The organism is Streptomyces sp. NPDC059909 (genome assembly GCF_042730885.1).
In the GTDB taxonomy this organism is placed as follows: Bacteria; Actinomycetota; Actinomycetes; order Streptomycetales; family Streptomycetaceae; genus Streptomyces.
Genome location: NZ_JBHWKX010000059.1, coordinates 1 through 15,817 on the forward strand (window position 1 = coordinate 1; position 15,817 = coordinate 15,817).

17 protein-coding genes and 2 pseudogenes are annotated in these 15,817 nt (G+C 71.6%); 10 read left to right on the top strand and 9 right to left on the bottom strand.

Features of this window, described 5'->3' with window-relative positions:
- Positions 1-240 precede the first annotated feature (240 nt).
- Positions 241-654 (top strand): annotated as a pseudogene (locus ACFV9O_RS30065) (transposase); the annotation flags it as partial.
- Between the two features lie 291 nt (positions 655-945).
- Here the strand turns inward: ACFV9O_RS30065 and ACFV9O_RS30070 are convergent.
- The 4 genes from ACFV9O_RS30070 to ACFV9O_RS30085 form a co-directional block, all read right to left on the bottom strand.
- Positions 946-1,488 (bottom strand): GNAT family N-acetyltransferase, encoded by a 543-nt coding sequence (locus tag ACFV9O_RS30070; protein WP_385423307.1) that lies wholly within the window; start codon positions 1,486-1,488, stop codon positions 946-948.
- A 79-nt stretch (positions 1,489-1,567) separates the two neighbouring features.
- Positions 1,568-2,785, bottom strand: a complete 1,218-nt coding sequence (gene glgC, locus ACFV9O_RS30075; protein ID WP_385423309.1) for a glucose-1-phosphate adenylyltransferase — start codon at positions 2,783-2,785, stop codon at positions 1,568-1,570.
- A gap of 30 nt (positions 2,786-2,815) precedes the next feature.
- A complete protein-coding gene (glgA, locus tag ACFV9O_RS30080; protein ID WP_385423311.1) occupies positions 2,816-3,982 on the bottom strand; it encodes a glycogen synthase in 1,167 nt (388 codons plus the stop codon).
- Positions 3,983-4,086: 104 nt separating this feature from the next.
- Positions 4,087-4,803 carry a (2Fe-2S)-binding protein gene (locus tag ACFV9O_RS30085; RefSeq protein WP_385423313.1) on the bottom strand — a complete coding sequence of 239 codons (717 nt, stop codon included), beginning with the start codon at positions 4,801-4,803 and terminating at the stop codon, positions 4,087-4,089.
- An 82-nt stretch (positions 4,804-4,885) separates the two neighbouring features.
- On the opposite strand from ACFV9O_RS30085, the gene ACFV9O_RS30090 reads away from it, so the two are divergent.
- Positions 4,886-5,218 carry a hypothetical protein gene (locus ACFV9O_RS30090; RefSeq protein WP_385423315.1) on the top strand — a complete coding sequence of 111 codons (333 nt, stop codon included), beginning with the start codon at positions 4,886-4,888 and terminating at the stop codon, positions 5,216-5,218.
- A gap of 140 nt (positions 5,219-5,358) precedes the next feature.
- The gene (locus ACFV9O_RS30095; protein WP_385423317.1) at positions 5,359-6,414 is read left to right on the top strand and encodes a DMT family transporter; all 1,056 of its coding nucleotides are present in this window, start codon (positions 5,359-5,361) and stop codon (positions 6,412-6,414) included.
- Here the strand turns inward: ACFV9O_RS30095 and ACFV9O_RS30100 are convergent.
- Complete coding sequence (locus ACFV9O_RS30100) at positions 6,295-7,578, bottom strand: transglycosylase family protein (protein WP_385423319.1); 1,284 nt, start codon at positions 7,576-7,578, stop codon at positions 6,295-6,297. The genes ACFV9O_RS30095 and ACFV9O_RS30100 overlap by 120 nt on opposite strands.
- Positions 7,579-7,806: 228 nt before the next feature.
- Between ACFV9O_RS30100 and gndA the strand changes: the two genes are divergently transcribed.
- On the top strand, positions 7,807-9,249 hold the full coding sequence (gndA, locus tag ACFV9O_RS30105; RefSeq protein WP_385423321.1) for an NADP-dependent phosphogluconate dehydrogenase: 1,443 nt from the start codon (positions 7,807-7,809) through the stop codon (positions 9,247-9,249).
- Between the two features lie 273 nt (positions 9,250-9,522).
- Here the strand turns inward: gndA and ACFV9O_RS30110 are convergent.
- Together ACFV9O_RS30110 and ACFV9O_RS30115 are read right to left on the bottom strand one after the other, a co-directional pair.
- Positions 9,523-10,210, bottom strand: a pseudogene (locus tag ACFV9O_RS30110) (hypothetical protein).
- A gap of 134 nt (positions 10,211-10,344) precedes the next feature.
- Positions 10,345-10,689: a GNAT family N-acetyltransferase gene (locus ACFV9O_RS30115; RefSeq protein WP_385423323.1), complete on the bottom strand. Its 345-nt coding sequence runs from the start codon at positions 10,687-10,689 to the stop codon at positions 10,345-10,347.
- A 177-nt stretch (positions 10,690-10,866) separates the two neighbouring features.
- Here ACFV9O_RS30115 and ACFV9O_RS30120 point away from each other — a divergent pair, with 177 nt between their 5' ends.
- The 4 genes from ACFV9O_RS30120 (at position 10,867) to ACFV9O_RS30135 (ending at position 12,713) form a co-directional block, all read left to right on the top strand.
- Positions 10,867-11,289 (top strand): DUF350 domain-containing protein, encoded by a 423-nt coding sequence (locus ACFV9O_RS30120; RefSeq protein WP_385423325.1) that lies wholly within the window; start codon positions 10,867-10,869, stop codon positions 11,287-11,289.
- 205 nt (positions 11,290-11,494) lie between these two features.
- On the top strand, positions 11,495-11,689 hold the full coding sequence (locus ACFV9O_RS30125; protein WP_385423327.1) for a hypothetical protein: 195 nt from the start codon (positions 11,495-11,497) through the stop codon (positions 11,687-11,689).
- 103 nt (positions 11,690-11,792) lie between these two features.
- Positions 11,793-12,143, top strand: a complete 351-nt coding sequence (locus ACFV9O_RS30130; RefSeq protein WP_385423329.1) for a PRC-barrel domain containing protein — start codon at positions 11,793-11,795, stop codon at positions 12,141-12,143.
- 129 nt (positions 12,144-12,272) lie between these two features.
- Positions 12,273-12,713 carry a hypothetical protein gene (locus tag ACFV9O_RS30135; RefSeq protein WP_385423331.1) on the top strand — a complete coding sequence of 147 codons (441 nt, stop codon included), beginning with the start codon at positions 12,273-12,275 and terminating at the stop codon, positions 12,711-12,713.
- Here ACFV9O_RS30135 and ACFV9O_RS30140 read toward each other — a convergent pair.
- A complete protein-coding gene (locus tag ACFV9O_RS30140; RefSeq protein WP_385423333.1) occupies positions 12,691-13,689 on the bottom strand; it encodes a DMT family transporter in 999 nt (332 codons plus the stop codon). The two genes, ACFV9O_RS30135 and ACFV9O_RS30140, sit on opposite strands and share 23 nt — an antisense overlap.
- A gap of 129 nt (positions 13,690-13,818) precedes the next feature.
- Here ACFV9O_RS30140 and ACFV9O_RS30145 point away from each other — a divergent pair, with 129 nt between their 5' ends.
- Complete coding sequence (locus tag ACFV9O_RS30145) at positions 13,819-14,715, top strand: LysR family transcriptional regulator (RefSeq protein ID WP_385423335.1); 897 nt, start codon at positions 13,819-13,821, stop codon at positions 14,713-14,715.
- Between the two features lie 145 nt (positions 14,716-14,860).
- A complete protein-coding gene (locus ACFV9O_RS30150; RefSeq protein WP_385423337.1) occupies positions 14,861-15,325 on the top strand; it encodes a Crp/Fnr family transcriptional regulator in 465 nt (154 codons plus the stop codon).
- Between the two features lie 39 nt (positions 15,326-15,364).
- On the opposite strand, the gene ACFV9O_RS30155 is transcribed toward ACFV9O_RS30150, so the two are convergent.
- A complete protein-coding gene (locus tag ACFV9O_RS30155) occupies positions 15,365-15,658 on the bottom strand; it encodes a DUF1876 domain-containing protein (protein WP_385423339.1) in 294 nt (97 codons plus the stop codon).
- Positions 15,659-15,817 lie beyond the last annotated feature (159 nt).

Below are 15,817 nucleotides of genomic sequence, written 5' to 3' on the forward strand. Positions count from 1 at the left end.
GTGCAGACCCGTGCTCACGCGCGGGTCACAGCAATCCAGAGAAGCGATTCCTCCCGGCTCTAAAGAGCCGGGGTTCCTCGCTAGATCATGCTGAAACCATAGCTCGCGCAACTCCCTTGTCCCGACCGACATCTACGACCCTTTTCAGCACTTCGCACACCTAGGTCGTGTATCGCAAGTGGATCTTGAGCTGTGGATGATCTCGCGTTCCGGGTCCGCACCGGGGTGCCATGGCGGGACGTGCCCGTCGAGTACGGGCCGTGGGGCCGGATCTACGTCCTGTTTCGCCGGTGGCAGCGGGGCGGCACCTGGCACCAGGTTCTCACCCGGCTCCAGGCCCTGGCCGATGCGAAGGGCGCGATCGTGTGGGACCTGAGCGTCGACTCCACCGTGTGCCGTGCCCATCAGCATGCGGTCGGGGCCCGCAAGCAGGGTGACCTGCAGAAGGAACCACCGGGCGGTGTCTTCGACGAGCCCGATGATCACGGGCTGGGGCGTTCGCGCGGCTGGTTCACGACCAAGCTGCACTTGGCTGTCGAGCAGGGTCAGAAGCAGCCCATGTCGATCGTGGTGACGGCAGGGCAGCGGGGGGACTCGCCGCAGTTCGAACCGGTGCTGGAGAAGGTCCGTGTGCCCCGCATAGGGCCGGGTCGGCCGCGCGTCTGCCCCGACCGCGTGCGGGATGACAAGGCGTACGCCTCCCGGAAGAAGCGCATACCTGCGCCGCCGGGGAATCCGCTGCACCATTCCGGACAAGGCCGACCAGGTCCGCAACCGCAGGAAACGCGGGTCCAGCGGTGGCCGGCCGCCGAAGTTCGACCCAGAGGACTACAAGGCCCGGCACGCGGTCGAGTGCGGCATCAATCGCCTCAAGAGACATCGATCCGTGGCGCAGGTACGACAAACTCGCGGTCCGCTACGAGGCTACCGTCCTCGTTGCCGCCATCAACGAGTGGTTGTGACGTACTGGTCCGACGACAACTCGAACACCCGTACTCGCCGACCGCAGGTGGGATTGACGGTCTCACGGACCGGATGCATCCCCAGTTTGGTCATGATCCGTTCGGAGGCGTCGTTGCCCACTTGAGTGATGCTGACGATCCGCTCCAGCCCTCGCTCTTCGAACCCGAACCGTACAGCGGCCGCAGCGGCCTCGGTGGCCAAGCCCTGCCCCCAGTGGGAACGTCCCAGCCGCCAGCCGACCTCAACCGCCGGCAGTACCTCCGGCAAGAAGTCGGGCACCGAAAGGCCGGTGAACCCGGCCAGCTCGCCAGTGGACCGGATCTCCACGGCGAACAGGCCGAAGCCCTGTGACTCCCACTCGCTCTCCCATGCCTGGACCCCGCCGCGAGTCTGCTGTTCGTCACGGACGCTGCCGTCACGGATCCACCGCATGACCTCGGGGTCGGCATTGATGGCAGCCATGGGCGCAACGTCTTCCTCGCGCCAGCGACGCAGGATCAAACGGGGAGTCTTAAGCGTGACCATCCAATCATTCTGGATCACAAATGGGCTCTCCACCATCCTCACCAGGCACTTTCGATACACGCCCCAGGAGCGCCAGGGGTCACAGCACCGGCTGCCCCTTTCCGAGGGCGATCACCCCGCCCTTCGACACCGTGTACAGCTCCTGGTCCCGCTCGGGGTTGACGCCGATCGTCGCGCCGGGCGGGACGTCCACGTTCTTGTCGAGGACGGCGCCGCGCACCACCGCCCCGCGACCGATGCGCACGTTGTCGTGCAGGACCGAGCCCTGGACGACGGCGCCGGGTTCGACGGTCACGCCGGGCGAGAGGACGGAGCGGGTGACCTGGCCGCGGATCACGCAGCCGGGGCTGACGACCGACTCGCTCGCGATCCCGCCCGCGCAGAACCGCGCGGGCGGGAGCTGTCCGGGGTGCGTGTAGATGGGCCACCGGCGGTTCTCCAGGCCGAAGACGGGCTGGTCCGCGAGGAGGTCCATGTGGGCTTCGTAGTACGAGTCGAGGGTGCCCACATCGCGCCAGTAGCCGTGCTCGGAGGGGCTCTCCCCCGGCACGTGGTTGCTGTCGAAGTCGTAGAGCTGCGCCATCCCGCGCTCGGTGAGCATCGGCAGGATCGAGCCGCCCATGTCGTGCACCGAGTGCGGGTCCTCGGCGTCCCTGTGGAGGGCGTCGACCAGCACCTTGGTGGTGAAGACGTAGTTGCCCATCGAGGCGAAGACCCGGCGCGGGTCGCCGGGAAGCCCGGGCGGGTCGGCGGGCTTCTCCAGGAAGCGCTCCACGCGGGTGCCGTCCGCCGCGGGGCTGATGACCCCGAACGACGAGGCGTCCACGCGCGGCACCCTGATTCCGGCGACGGTGACGCCCGCGCCGCTCTCGACGTGCTGCTTCAGCATGTGGCGCGGGTCCATGCGGTAGACGTGGTCGGCTCCGAACACCGCGATGTAGTCGGGCTGTTCGTCGTGGACCAGGTTGAGGGACTGCAGGATGGCGTCGGCGCTGCCGAGGTACCAGCGCGGGCCGAGCCGCTGCTGCGCGGGCACGGGGGTCACATAGTTGCCGAGGAGGCTGGACATCCGCCAGGTGGTGGTGACGTGGCGGTCGAGGGAGTGCGACTTGTACTGGGTCAGCACGCAGATCCGCAGGATGTCCCCGTTGACCAGGTTGGACAGGACGAAGTCGACGAGCCGGTACGTACCGCCGAAGGTGACCGCGGGTTTCGCCCGGTCGGCGGTGAGCGGCATCAGCCGTTTGCCCTCGCCGCCCGCCAGGACGATTCCGAGCACCGAAGGTCCACCGCGCATCGCGCCCCCTCACGTCGTCGGCTCGCGCCGTCAGCTCGACTTGAGCGTCTCCTCGTACACGTCGTACGTACGCCGGGCCACCTGGTCCCAGCCGAACTCGCGGACCGCGCGCTCGCGCCCCGCCGCGCCCATCCGCCGTGCGGTGGCGGGGTCGTCGAGCACCCGGTTGAGTGCTTCGGTGAGCCCCGACTCGAAGTCGTGGGGATGCCGGGAGTCGTACGGAACGAGCAGCCCGGTCACCCCGTCGTCGACGACCTCGGGGATGCCGCCGACGGCCGACGCGACGACCGCCGTGCCGCAGGCCATCGCCTCCAGGTTGACGATGCCGAGCGGCTCGTACACGGAGGGGCACACGAAGACCGCGGCCCGGCTGAGGAGTTGGACGACATCCGCGCGTGGCAGCATCTCGGGGATCCAGTGCACCCCGTCGCGCGCCCGGCCGAGCTCCTCGACGAGCTCGCGGAACTCGGCGCCGATCTCCGGGGTGTCGGGCGCCCCGGCGCACAGGACGAGCTGGGCGCCCGGGTCGAGGGCGCGAGCGGCACGCAGCAGATGCGGGACGCCCTTCTGGCGGGTGATGCGGCCGACGAAGAGGACGAACGGGCGGCCGGGGTCGATGCCGGCGCGCCGCAGGACGTCCGTGCCGGGATCGGGGCGGTAGAGGCGGGTGTCGATGCCGTTGTGCACGACCCGGACCCTGGCCGGGTCGAGGGCGGGATAGCAGGCCAGGATGTCGGCGCGCATTCCGTGCGAGACGGCGATGACGGCGTCCGCGGCCTCGATCGCGGTCCGCTCGGCCCATCCGGACAGGGCGTAGCCGCCGCCGAGCTGCTCGGCCTTCCAGGGGCGGAGCGGCTCCAGCGAGTGGGCGGTGACGACGTGCGGGATGCCGTAGAGCAGCTTGGCGAGGTGGCCGGCGAGGTTCGCGTACCAGGTGTGGGAGTGGACGAGCTCGCGGCCCGCGAGTGCGGCGGCCATCGACAGGTCGACGGAGAAGGTGCGCAACGCGTCGTTGGCGCCGTCGAGTCCGGCGAGTGCGGTGTGCCGCATGACACCGCCGACGGCCGCGCTCTCGCCCCAGGCGTGCACGTCGAGGTCGGTCAGGGCCCGCAACTCCCGGGCGAGGAACTCCACATGGACTCCGGCGCCGCCGTAGACATCCGGCGGATACTCGCGTGTGAGCAGTCCCACCCTCATAGGTTGATGGTCACTCAGATACGGCCGGTGCGGAAGACCGCGGGCGCGTACCGATTCGGGGCGTGGGGTGGCCGCGTCACGTGGGGTGGCCGCTGGATCCGTCCTCAGGCGCCGGACGGGGTGGGACGGGTGCCGCCGCGCCCCTCGGACGGTGGGCGGTCGAAGACGCAGTCGCCGCACAGACCGCCGCCGGGAACGCGGTAGTAGAGGCAGCAGGTGGTCCTGCGCAGCGCAGGGCCGCGCACGGTGCCGGACAGATCGGGATGGGCCAGCAGCCCGGTGGTGAGTTCCGCGGCACGCCGGCCGGCCTCGGGCCGGCCGTGGGTCCGCGCCCAGCGGTTCAGTTCGCGCAGCGCCCCGGCGAGTGCCGAGCCCGCGTTGCCCCACAGGAGCCGCGGCGAGACGCGGACGTCGCGGCGGACCGCGTCGGCGAGCGGGACGAGGTGGCCGTACTGGACGGCCTCGCGGATGGCCTCCACGGTGCCGGGCAGGGTTCGCGTCCGGGGCCGGCACAGGTCGTCGGGCGCGGTGAGGTCCGGGTCCCAGTACAGGCCCGCCGCCGCCGGGTCGGGGAACTCGCCGTACAGCGCGGCGGGGCCCAGCGCCGTCGACCACAGCCGGGCCGCGAGCCCCAGGTGGGCGATGGACGCGGCGACCCGGCGCTCGGGGGTGCGCAGCCGGGCCGCGACCCGGTCGACTCGGGCGGTCAGCGGCGCGAGGTCTCCCGCGTACAGGCGGGCGAGGGGAAGGTGTCCCGGACCGGGCTCGGCGGTCCCGACCTCGAAGTACCCGCCCACGGACGCCGGCTGGTCCCCATCCATCCCTGCCCCGCTTCAGTCAAATCTCGTTATCAGGTCGATCACAAGCGAAAAGGCCGCTCTCCGTTCCGGGTCACCTTGCCACGTGACCCTTCAAAGCCGCCGAGCAGTACTCGGCATGACGGCCGCGGCCATGATCGTGGCGCTGCCTTCCGCCCGCACCGCGGCGGTCTCCGCGGCCCTGGAGCACGTACGGACGGGCAGGCCGGTGACGGGGCATCTGGCCCGAAGGGTCGACGACATCGCGCCCTCTGCGCGGGAGACGAAGGACCTGCCGGGCGACTGGGTGGAGAACACCGTGCGGACCCATGTCACGCGCCTACGCCGCACGCCGGCCGGCGGCCGGGCCTTCGAAGGTGCCGCGGTGCCGGCGCACGCTTCCCTGGACACCGGAAAGGTCCGCTTCGACCGGATCTGACCCCTCAGCTCGCGTCGACAGAGTCCTGCGAGCGCAGGTCCAGGGGCGTATTCCCGTCATCGCGTACTCCGTCGGCAGTACGACCCAATGCCTGCTCAAGGACGACGACGGGGTGGTCCGCGGGCGAGATCGTGGAGGCCATGAGCTCCCTCGCACTGTCCGTGCTCCTGTCACTCGTCTCGGCGGTCGCCTATGCGGCCGCCGCGATCGTGCAGGAGCACGTGGCCGCCGACGCGTCCGGCAGACCGTACGCCCTGCTGCGCAACGCCGGATGGTGGATCTCCGTCGGGCTGAACGGAGCGGGCGGGCTGCTGCATGTCGTCGCGCTGGCGTACGGGCCGCTGAGCCTGGTCCAGCCGCTCGGTGCGCTGACCATCGTCTTCGCCCTGCCGATGGCCGCGGTGTTCGTACGGCGCCGGGCCGCCTCGACCGCGTGGCGCGGCGCGGTCATGGCGACGGCGGGTCTCGCCGGGCTGCTGGCGCTCACCGGGCCCGCGGACTCCCGTGCGCCGGGCGGCGCGGGGCGCCTGGTGCTGGCCGCGGCGGCGTTCGCGGCGATCGCCGCGGTGTTCCTCGCCGCGCAACGGGCGCGGCGTCCCGTGGTGCGCGGTGTGGTGCTGGCGGGCGGCGCGGGAGTCGCCTTCGGGGTGGCCTCGGTGTTCACCAAGATCGCCACGGAGGATCTGACGGAACTGCCGGGCGGCACGGTGACCGGACTGCTTCCGGGTCTGATGGTGATAGCGGGCCTGGCCTCGGCCGGGCTGTTGCTGTCGCAGGCGTCCTACCGGGGCGCGGGTCTGGCGGCCCCACTGGCGACCGTGACCGTGGTGAATCCGGTCGTCGCCGCGACGGTGGGCGTCACCCTCTTCGGCGAGAGGTTCCGGTACGGCGCCACGGGCACCGCCCTGGCCGTGGCGTGCGCGGCGGTGGCCGCCGCAGGGCTCGTCCGGCTCACCACGGAGCAGCCGCACGTACCGGCGGCCGGCGGGACCTCGGATCCCTCGGGTGACCGGGGTCTACCGGGGCTCCCGGGTTCTCCGGGTCTCCCGCGTCTCTCGGATCGGCACGCCGCTTTCTCAGATCGTGACGCCGCGCGCCCTGAGGTAGGCGAGCGGGTCGATGTCGGAGCCGTACCCCGGCCCCGTGCGCACCTCGAAGTGGAGATGCGGTCCCGAGCTGTTGCCGGTGGACCCTGAACGGGCGATGCGCTGTCCGCCGTTGACCTGCTGGCCCTCGCGCACGGTCAGCGCCGAGAGATGCGCGTACTGGCTGTACCTGCCGTCGGAGTGCCGGATGACGATCTCGTAGCCGTACGCGCCGGCCCAGCCGGCCGAGACGACCCGGCCGGAGGCGACGGCCTTGACCGAGGTGCCGGTGGGCACGGGGAAGTCCACGCCCGTGTGGTAACCGCTGGACCAGGCCGAACCGGCCTTGCGGTAGGGGGTGCCGGGGCTCGCGGCGACCGGAGCGGCGTAGGCGCCGGTGCGCGTGGCAGGGCGCTCGGCGCGGTCGCTCCGCTCCTTCGCCACCTGCCGCTTGCGCCGTTCCTGCTGCTTCCTCTGCTCCTGCACCCTCTGCTGCCGCTTCTGCTGCTCCAGCCGCTGCTCGGCGGACGGCTTCGCACCGGTGCCGGACCTCGGCGGCTGGGACTTCGCGGGGCTCTTCGGCTGTGCCGCGGGGGAGGGAGACGCCGGGCGCGGTGCAGTGATCCGCGTACGCAGCCGCTGGCCCGGGAGGATGAGATCGGGATCGTCACCGACGACGGCACGGTTCGCTTCGTAGAGCGCCTGCCAGCCGCCCTTGACCCGCCGGCTCTCGGCGATCCCGGAGAGCGTGTCGCCGCGTGTCACCGTGTACATCTCGCGCTGCGTCGTGGGGACGGTCGTCGGGGTGGCGGCCCGGGTCGACTGCCGCTGCCGGGCGCGGACGGTCTCGGCCTTCGCCTCGTGCTGCGGCTCAGCGGCGGTACCGGGCCCGTCGCCCCCGCGGGTGAGTCCGGCGCGTACGGAGCAGGTCGGCCAGGCACTCGGCCCCTGTCCCTCGAGCACCTTCTCGGCGACGGCGATCTGCTGGTCCTTGGTGGCGAGGTCGGCGCGCGGGGCGTAGGCCCTGCCGCCGTACTCCTGCCATGTGGACTGGCTGAACTGGAGACCGCCGTAGTAGCCGTTGCCGGTGTTGATCCGCCAGTTGTCGGTGGACTCGCAGGCCGCGACCTTCTCCCAGACGTCCACGGACGCGGCGTCCGCGGTGCCGGAGGCGATCAGCGGCAGGGCGATGCCCGCGCCGCCCGCGGTGACGGTGAGCGATGCCCGGTTGATACGGCTCGGCTGGTGGCGACGGTGTCGTCCGCGAACGGCCATGGTCCCCCCTTGAACGCATCGGCAGCCGTCAAAACTAGGGGCTGGAACGGGTCATGACAAGGGGCGCGGCCCGGGCGCCACGTCGCACGCGCGAACCGCCGGGCCGCGTCGCCCGGGAATCGTGCGCCGCTCGGGCGACTTGAGCCTCCATGAACGCCGCGCCTCCGTGACCCGTATTCATACTGGCCACGGGGAGGGGCACTTCCGACGGACTCCAGGAGCACACGCATGAGTGGTACCGCTCAGATCGGCGTCACCGGGCTCGCGGTCATGGGCCGCAATCTCGCCCGCAACTTCGCGCGCAACGGCTTGACGGTCGCCGTGCACAACCGGACCGCCGCCAGAACGCGCGAGCTGGTCGAGGCGTTCGGCCACGAGGGCTCCTTCGCCCCGGCCGAGAGCCCCGAGGAGTTCGTCGCGGCACTGGAGCGGCCACGCCGTCTGATCATCATGGTCAAGGCGGGCGATCCGACGGACGCCGTGATCGAGGAGTTCGCCCCGCTGCTGGAGCCCGGCGACGTCATCATCGACGGCGGCAACGCGCACTTCGCGGACACCCGGCGCCGCGAGCGCGAACTGCGGGAGCGCGGAATCCACTTCGTGGGCGTGGGCATCTCGGGCGGCGAGGAGGGCGCACTGCACGGGCCGAGCATCATGCCGGGCGGCTCGCAGGAGTCGTACGCCTCGCTCGGCCCGCTGCTGGAGAAGATCGCCGCGAAGGCCCCGGACGGCACGCCCTGCACCACGCACATCGGCCCCGACGGCGCGGGCCACTACGTGAAGATGGTGCACAACGGCATCGAGTACGCGGACATGCAGCTGATCGCCGAGGCGTACCACCTGCTGCGCGCCGTCGCCGGCTTCTCCCCCGCCAGGATCGCGGAGACGTTCCGGAGCTGGAACACGGGCCGGCTCGACTCGTATCTGATCGAGATCACGGCCGAGGTGCTGGCGCACACGGACGCGGCGACGGGCAAGCCGTTCGTCGACATCGTCGCCGACCGGGCCGAGCAGAAGGGCACCGGCCGCTGGACCGTGCAGATCGCGCTGGACCTGGGCGTTCCGGTCTCGGGCATCGCGGAGGCGGTCTTCGCCCGGTCGCTCTCCGGGCACGCCGACCTTCGGGAGGCGTCACGCGACCTTCCCGGGCCGGTGCCGCAGCCGCTCGGCGAGGAGGAGGCCGCGCGCTTCGCCGACCAGGTCGAGCAGGCCCTCTACGCGTCGAAGATCGTCTCGTACACGCAGGGTTTCCACCAGATCAAGGCGGGCTCCGACGCCTACGACTGGGGCATCGACCTGGGCGCGGTGGCCTCGATCTGGCGGGCGGGCTGCATCATCAGGGCGGCGTTCCTCGACCGGATCCGCGCCGCCTACGACACCCGGCCCGAACTGCCCAGTCTGCTGTCGGACAAGCAGTTCGCCGAGGAGATCGGCGCGGCGCAGGACGACTGGCGCGCGGTGGTGGCCGCCGCCGCACGGCAGGGCGTGCCGACGCCGGGTTTCTCGGCGGCCCTGGCGTACTACGACGCGCTGCGCGCGTCGCGGCTGCCCGCGGCACTGACGCAGGGCCAGCGCGACTTCTTCGGTGCACACACGTACCGGCGGACCGACCGCGACGGCTCGTTCCACACGCTGTGGGGCGGCGACCGGTCCGAGGAACGCACCGGCTGAGTCCGCTCGGTCCGAGTCCGCTCAGCCCGGCGGAGGCGACGGCTCCGGCTCCGGCACCGGGGCCGGGCCCGGGGGCTCCGGAATCGGTTCGGGCGTGGGACCCGGCGGCGGCTCCGGCGGGGGCACGGGACCGGGCCCCGGCCCCGGGCCCGGGAGAGGCGACGGAGGCGGAATCGGAGGTGTGGGCGGGGGCTGCGGGTGGGTCATGCGGGGCTCCCGGGGTCGGTGGGGCCTACGGCTCCAGGTTCTCCCCATGCGCGTGCCCAGGTCCAGTCACCGGCGGGCGGCAGCCGTGGCCGAGGCTTCCGCGGCTGCGACCGCCACGAGCGCCGCCGCGGCGAGCCCGGAGCCCGGGCTGGAGAGGACGGGGACGGCCGTCGTGGCCCGGTCCGCCGCACCCCCATGGACACCTGGGCCAGGACGATCACGTCCGCGTCGCGTACGCCGTCGACGGCTGCGGCCACGGCGTCCGGATACCCGTCCCGGTCACCGGCCGCGAACACCGCCCAGGCCCCTTCGACGACGTGGGTACGAATCCACGGACCGCGCTCCCCCGCTTCGTCCGGGACCTCGTCCCGGATCAGCGCGACGGTGGGTTCCAGAGTGCTCTCGAGCGCCGCGGCGACCGCGACACGGCGGCGGTGGGCTCCTGCCGCGGCGGCCATCGGCCGGTCCACGCGGAGCACGGGCACACCGACGGCCTCGGCGCATGCCTCCGCGACGGCACCGCTCGTGGAACAGGTGCACAGAACGTCACGCGCCCCCTCGGCGACGGCCGCCGCCACTGCGGCCCCGACAGCGCCCACAACGGTGTCCGAGTCGGGGTCCTCGGCACCCTGGCGTGTACCAACAGCTCCTCGTCCACCACATGGCGCAGCTCCAGCCCCGGGTGGTGGTGGCGGTCCCGCAGCGCGTCGAAGACGGGGACGTGGACCGGGGACGTGTGGAGCAGCCCGCGCACGGGCGCGGAAGCAGACGCGGGCGCGGGCGCGGAAGCAGACGCGGGAGCGGGCGCGGAAGCAGACGCGGGAGCGGAAGCGAACGTGGGAGCGGAGGCGGACGCGGGAGCGGGAGCGGAAGCGGCGGGCAGGGTCGTCACAGCCCCGGGTGCTCCTCCGTCAGCTGCCGCTCGGCCTCGCGCACCAGGTCGGCCGGCGGCACGGGTGCCTCGTCGGGGTGGCGCACCGCCCACTTCGCGGCGTACGGGCACAGCGGCACGACCGGAACGCCTTCGCGCGCGGCCATCGCGCAGAACTCCCGGACCAGCGAACCGGCCACGCCCTTCCCCTCGTGCTCGGGCTCCACGATGGTGTGCACCGCGACGAGCGCCGGGGGCTCGCCGGTCATCGTGAAGTAGGCGATGTGTCCGGCGAACACACCCTCCTCATAGGCCTCGAGCCGGCCCTTGTCCCGGTCGTCGCGGAGTTCGAGATCTGCCATGGCACCCTCCTCGGTCGGATGACCCCGATGCTAGGGCCTGCCTGCCCCGGCCGACCGGGGAGGAACGCACTGGGAGGAGAGTCCTTGGAGGAGTGGCCTGGGGTGCACGGCGACCGTGCGATACATTTTGCCGCGCCTTGACCACGATCATCTTTGGACACGGAGACAGGCTTCTCAATGACGGACATAGTCAACGGACTTGGCCGGGCCACCGCATACGGTGCCCTCGGCGTGGTCCTGCTGATCCTCGGCATCGTCCTGGTGGACGTGCTGACGCCCGGCAAGCTCGGCCGGCAGATCTGGGAGGAGCGCAACCGCAACGCGGCGGTTCTGCTGAGCTCCGCGCTCCTCGGCATCGGCGGCATCGTCTTCACGTCGATCTGGACGACATACGACGACTTCGGCAAGGGCCTCGCCTCGACGGCCGCGTTCGGTGTGCTGGGGCTGGTGCTCATGGCCGTGGCGTTCCTGATCGTGGACCTGGTGACGCCGGGGAAGCTGGGTGCGACGCTGGTCGAGCCGGAACCGCACCCGGCGGTGTGGGTGACGGCCTCGTGCAATCTGGCGGTGGCGGCGATCGTCTCGGCGTCTATCGCCTGAGCGGGCCGCCCGTGAAGGGCGCCGTACGGGCCACCGTACGGCCGCTGTCGGCCTACGACGGGCCGGAGTGTCGCGACTCGGCGATACCCGGCCCGTCAGCGTGTCTGCACGCACCGTATCCGTACACACGTCCGGGCTGCACTTAGGGCGATACGGGTTGATGCTGGTAATCAGCCCTTCGACACCGGATCGCCCGGAGGCACAAATGACACAGGACAAGAGCGCAGAGCCGGAGAGCAAGCGGGCGCCGATACGGATCTGGACCGGATCGGAACGCCCCTTCGACCCCGAGGACCTGGTAATGGCGTCCGGCCGCGAGCCGACGCCGGCGAACCTGGAACGCGCCCGCAAGGAGATAGAGGAGAAGGGCGCCGCGGCGCTGGAGCGCTACCTGCCCTGACCGGGAACCCGCCGTCCGTGCCGCCCGGCCGGAGCGGAGGCGGCGACGGACGGCCTTCCCCGGACTCCCGCAGCAACGGGGACAGGGACGGGAGGACATGGCCATGGGTACGGGCATATGGGGCTTCCCCGAGGACGCGGGACTCGCACCGGGGGCACAGCTCGTCGGGTACAAGGTCGAGGCGACCGACGGCTCGGTCGGAAAGATCGACAAGCACTCCGAGGTCGTCGGCCGGTCCTACGTCGTCGTGGACACCGGACCATGGATCTTCGGGCACCGGGTACTGGTGCCCGCGGGGGTCGTCTCGCGCGTCGACCACGAGAACGAGACCGTGTACGTGTCCGTCTCGAAGCACGAGATCAAGGAATCGCCGGATTTCGAGAGCGGACGCGACGACGACGACGTGATGCGTCTGCGCACCATCGAGCAGTACTACGCGAACCGGCACATGTGACGGCTTGCGCACGGACGCCCTTCCGCGACGGCGCGTACGGGCGGGTCGTCCTCCGCGCCGCCCGCACCTGGATGGATAGGCTGAACACGGGCCTTTCCTTCCCATGAGCGGCGAAAGCTGGCGTAGGCGATGAACTCACCCCGAGACTTCGAGCTGGTGGCTGTGACGATCCAGGTGGAGGGACGTCCCGACATCCCGGTGCTGCTGCCGCCCGAGGACCGGGGCGACCCGGACGACGAACGGCCGCAGCCGGCCCCGCTCACGCTCAGGGAGGGCACGGAGTTCCGCGTCCGGCTGGCGTTCTCGGTGCGGTCCCGGCACGACATCGACGGCCTCAGGTACATCGACGAACGCAGCCGCCAAGGGGTGACGATGACCCATCGGGAGACGCTGCTGGGTGACTACCGGCCCGGCGGCCCCTACGAGATCGTGCTCCCGGCGGAGCATCTGCCGACCGGGCATCTGGCACGTGACGTGTACCAGGTCACCGGCACGTTCGTGGACAAGGAGGGCCAGGAACTGGGCCGGGAGACCCATAGCTTCGAGATCACGAAGGACTTGCCGCACTGACGGACGGAGCTTCCCCCGCGGCCTCCGTGCCACGCACCTTCGTGTCCCGCGCCTCCCCATCCCGCGCCTTCGTGTCCCGCGCCTTCGTGTCACGGCTCCGCGTCATGGCCACCCCGGCGAGGACGACGAGCATGCCCGTGACGACCCGGAAGCCGATCTGCTCGTCGAGTACGACGGCCCCGAGCGCCACCGAGACCACCGGCAGCAGATAACCCACGGTGGCCGCGCTCGTGGCGCCCTCGTCCGCAATCAGGCGGTAGTTGAGGTAGAACGTGAGCCCGGTGCCGAAGATCCCGAGGACGGTGACGGCGACCAGGGCGGCCGCGTCGGGGCGTACGGCCGCGAGTCCGCCCCCGGCGGGAAGGGCGAGCGCGCTCAGGGCACTCGCGGTGACGAGCTGTGCCGCGGATAGGGCGATGGGCGCCGTACCCCTGCCGGTGAGCTTGCGGCCCATGTACGCGAAGGCGACGGCATAGCTTGCCGCGGCCGCGAGGAGGGCGAGGGAACCCCAGCCGATCAGCCCGCTCCGCTGCCAGGGCGCGAAGATCAGCAAAGTGCCCGCGAAGCCGGACAGGAGTCCGCCCAGGCGGACCGGACGCAGTGCGCGCCCGCGTTCCGTGCCGGTCCCGATGCCGATCAGCAGCGACCACAGCGGAGTTGTCGCGTTGAGCACGCCCGCGACTCCGGAGTCGACGGTCTGCTCGCCGATGCTGAAGAGAAGGAACGGCAGGGCGTTGCAGAAGAACGCGGCCACGACGAGACGGCCCCAGGTCGCCCGGTCGCGCGGCAGTCGCTGCCGGGCGGACCGGGCGAGCACGAGCAGGACCACCGCTCCGAGCACGCAGCGGGCGACGGTGATCTGGAGGGGGGTGAGACCGTGGTTCAGGGCCAGCTTGATCCACAGGAAGCCGGAGCCCCACAGCAGGGCGAGTACGCCCATCCGTACCGCTGTTCCCCGTCCGCCGCCGCTTGCCATGTGGTCTCTCCCCTGCCCGCTGATGCCCGTCCCCGTCCACGGATGCCCGTGGCGCTCGTAAGCCACGGTCACTCACCCAACTCGACAGGACAAGTGAAATGTTCTGCACAATCGATTAATCTGTCCTACATGCTTGATGTGAGACGGATGCAGGTCCTGCGGGCGGTCGTCACCACCGGCTCGGTGACGGCGGCGGCCGCCCGCCTCGGGTACACGCCGTCCGCCGTCAGCCAGCAGGTCGCCGCCCTGGAGAAGGAAGCCGGCATGGCACTGCTCGAACGGGCAGGTCGCGGCGTCCGGCCCACGGCGGCCGGCCTGCTGCTCACCGAGCACGCCGCCGCGATCGGCCGGCAGGTCGCCGAGGCGGAGACGGCGCTGGCCGATCTGCGCGAGGGGCGTACGGGACGGCTGTCGGTCCGCTACTTCGCCACGGCCGGCGCGCCGCTCGTGGCCCCCGCACTCGCCCGGCTGCGCCGCGACCATCCAGGCGTGCAGGTCGACCTGAAGCTGATCGACCCGGACGACCCCCTGCCGGACGTCAGGCAGGGCCGGGCCGATGTGGCTCTCGTCGTCCGCCCGCACGGCCGGCCCGTCGACGGCATCCGCCTGGAGCCTCTGCTGGACGACCCGTATCGCGCCGTCCTGCCGAAGGGCCACCCGCTCGCCGCGAAACGCGTGCTCGACCTGGCCGACCTCGCCGACGAGCCGTGGGTGGGCAGCGAATGGCCGGGGCCCTGCCTGGATGCCGTGCTCGACGCGTGCTCCGCCGCCGGTTTCGGCCCGGAGTTCGTGGTCGACAGCGAGGACTACGCCACGGCGCAGGGATTCGTCGCGGCCGGTCTCGGCATCAGCCTGATCCCGCTGATCGGGCTGCGGAACCCGCATCCCGGCGTCGTCGTGCGCAAGGTACGGCGCCCGGAGCCGGTGCGCGCCATCCACGCGGCGGTGCGGGACTCGGCACCGGACCAGCCCGCGCTGCGGGTGCTGCTCGAGGCGCTCAGGGACGCCGCGGCCGCCGGCTCGTAGGGCTGCCGCTTCCGCGGACGGCTCAAGCGCACGCGACGGGCGGTGCCGCCGTCCGGGCGGTGAAGTCCGCCGTCCGGAGCACCGCGCATCGCGGTCCGCCGTGCGACGCTTGAGGTGAGCCGGCGCTCGGAACGGAGGCCCAGCGATGAGCGAGAACTCTTCCATCCGTATGACAGCCGCCCTCCCGGCCGAGCACCGTGCCCGGCTGCTGGAGATCGCCGACGAGGTCAAGTTCCCCGAGGGCGCCCTCGTTTTCGAGGAGGGCCGCATGGCCGACCGCTTCTGGATCATCAGGTCCGGCACGGTCACCCTTCACATGGCCGTGCCGGGACGGCAGCCGGCCGTGATCGAGAATCTCGGCTTCGGCGAACTCGTGGGCTGGTCATGGCTGTTCCCGCCGTACGTGTGGCAGCTGGGCGCCGAGGCGATGACACCGGTTCGCGCACAGGAGTTCGACGCGCTGGCCGTACGCATGATGATGGACGCCGACCCGGCGTTCGGCTCCGCGATCGGCCAGTGGGTCGGCAGAGTGCTCGCGCACCGACTGCACGCGGCGCGCATACGTCTGCTGGATCTGTACGCCCCGTACGGCAGCGGCTACACCCTCTGACGGCCGTACGGCGCGGGAATCGCGCCGCGGCCTCGCGGACTACGTCGCGGCCTCGGGCCAGCCGTAGGGCACGAGGCCGTCCTCCGGACCTGCCCCGACGCTCTCGAGGTCGCGGTTCGCCACGCGCATGAGCTGGGTCGCGAGGTCCTTCATGGCACGGCTCGCCGCGAGTTCGTCGCCGATCTCCGGGACGTCCACGTCCTCGGGGTTGCACCGGGCGACGCCGTTGCCGGTGTAGGTCGTGGTGCCGGTGTCCAGGACGGCGCGGACCCGCGTCGTACCACCCTCCTCGACGAGGAACAGGCCGACCTGCCACTCCAGCGTCCGGGTCATGGCGTACCTCCTCACCCGCTCCCCGCGGGCCGTGGGGTGGTGGGAGGGGGCGGTGGTTCCGAAGTCCCTCCAAGCATGGCTCCTCACGTCCCCGCCCTCTGCACCGGGGCCTTTGTTTTTCCTTCGCCCTCGCATCCTCTCGCATATCAGCACAAACAA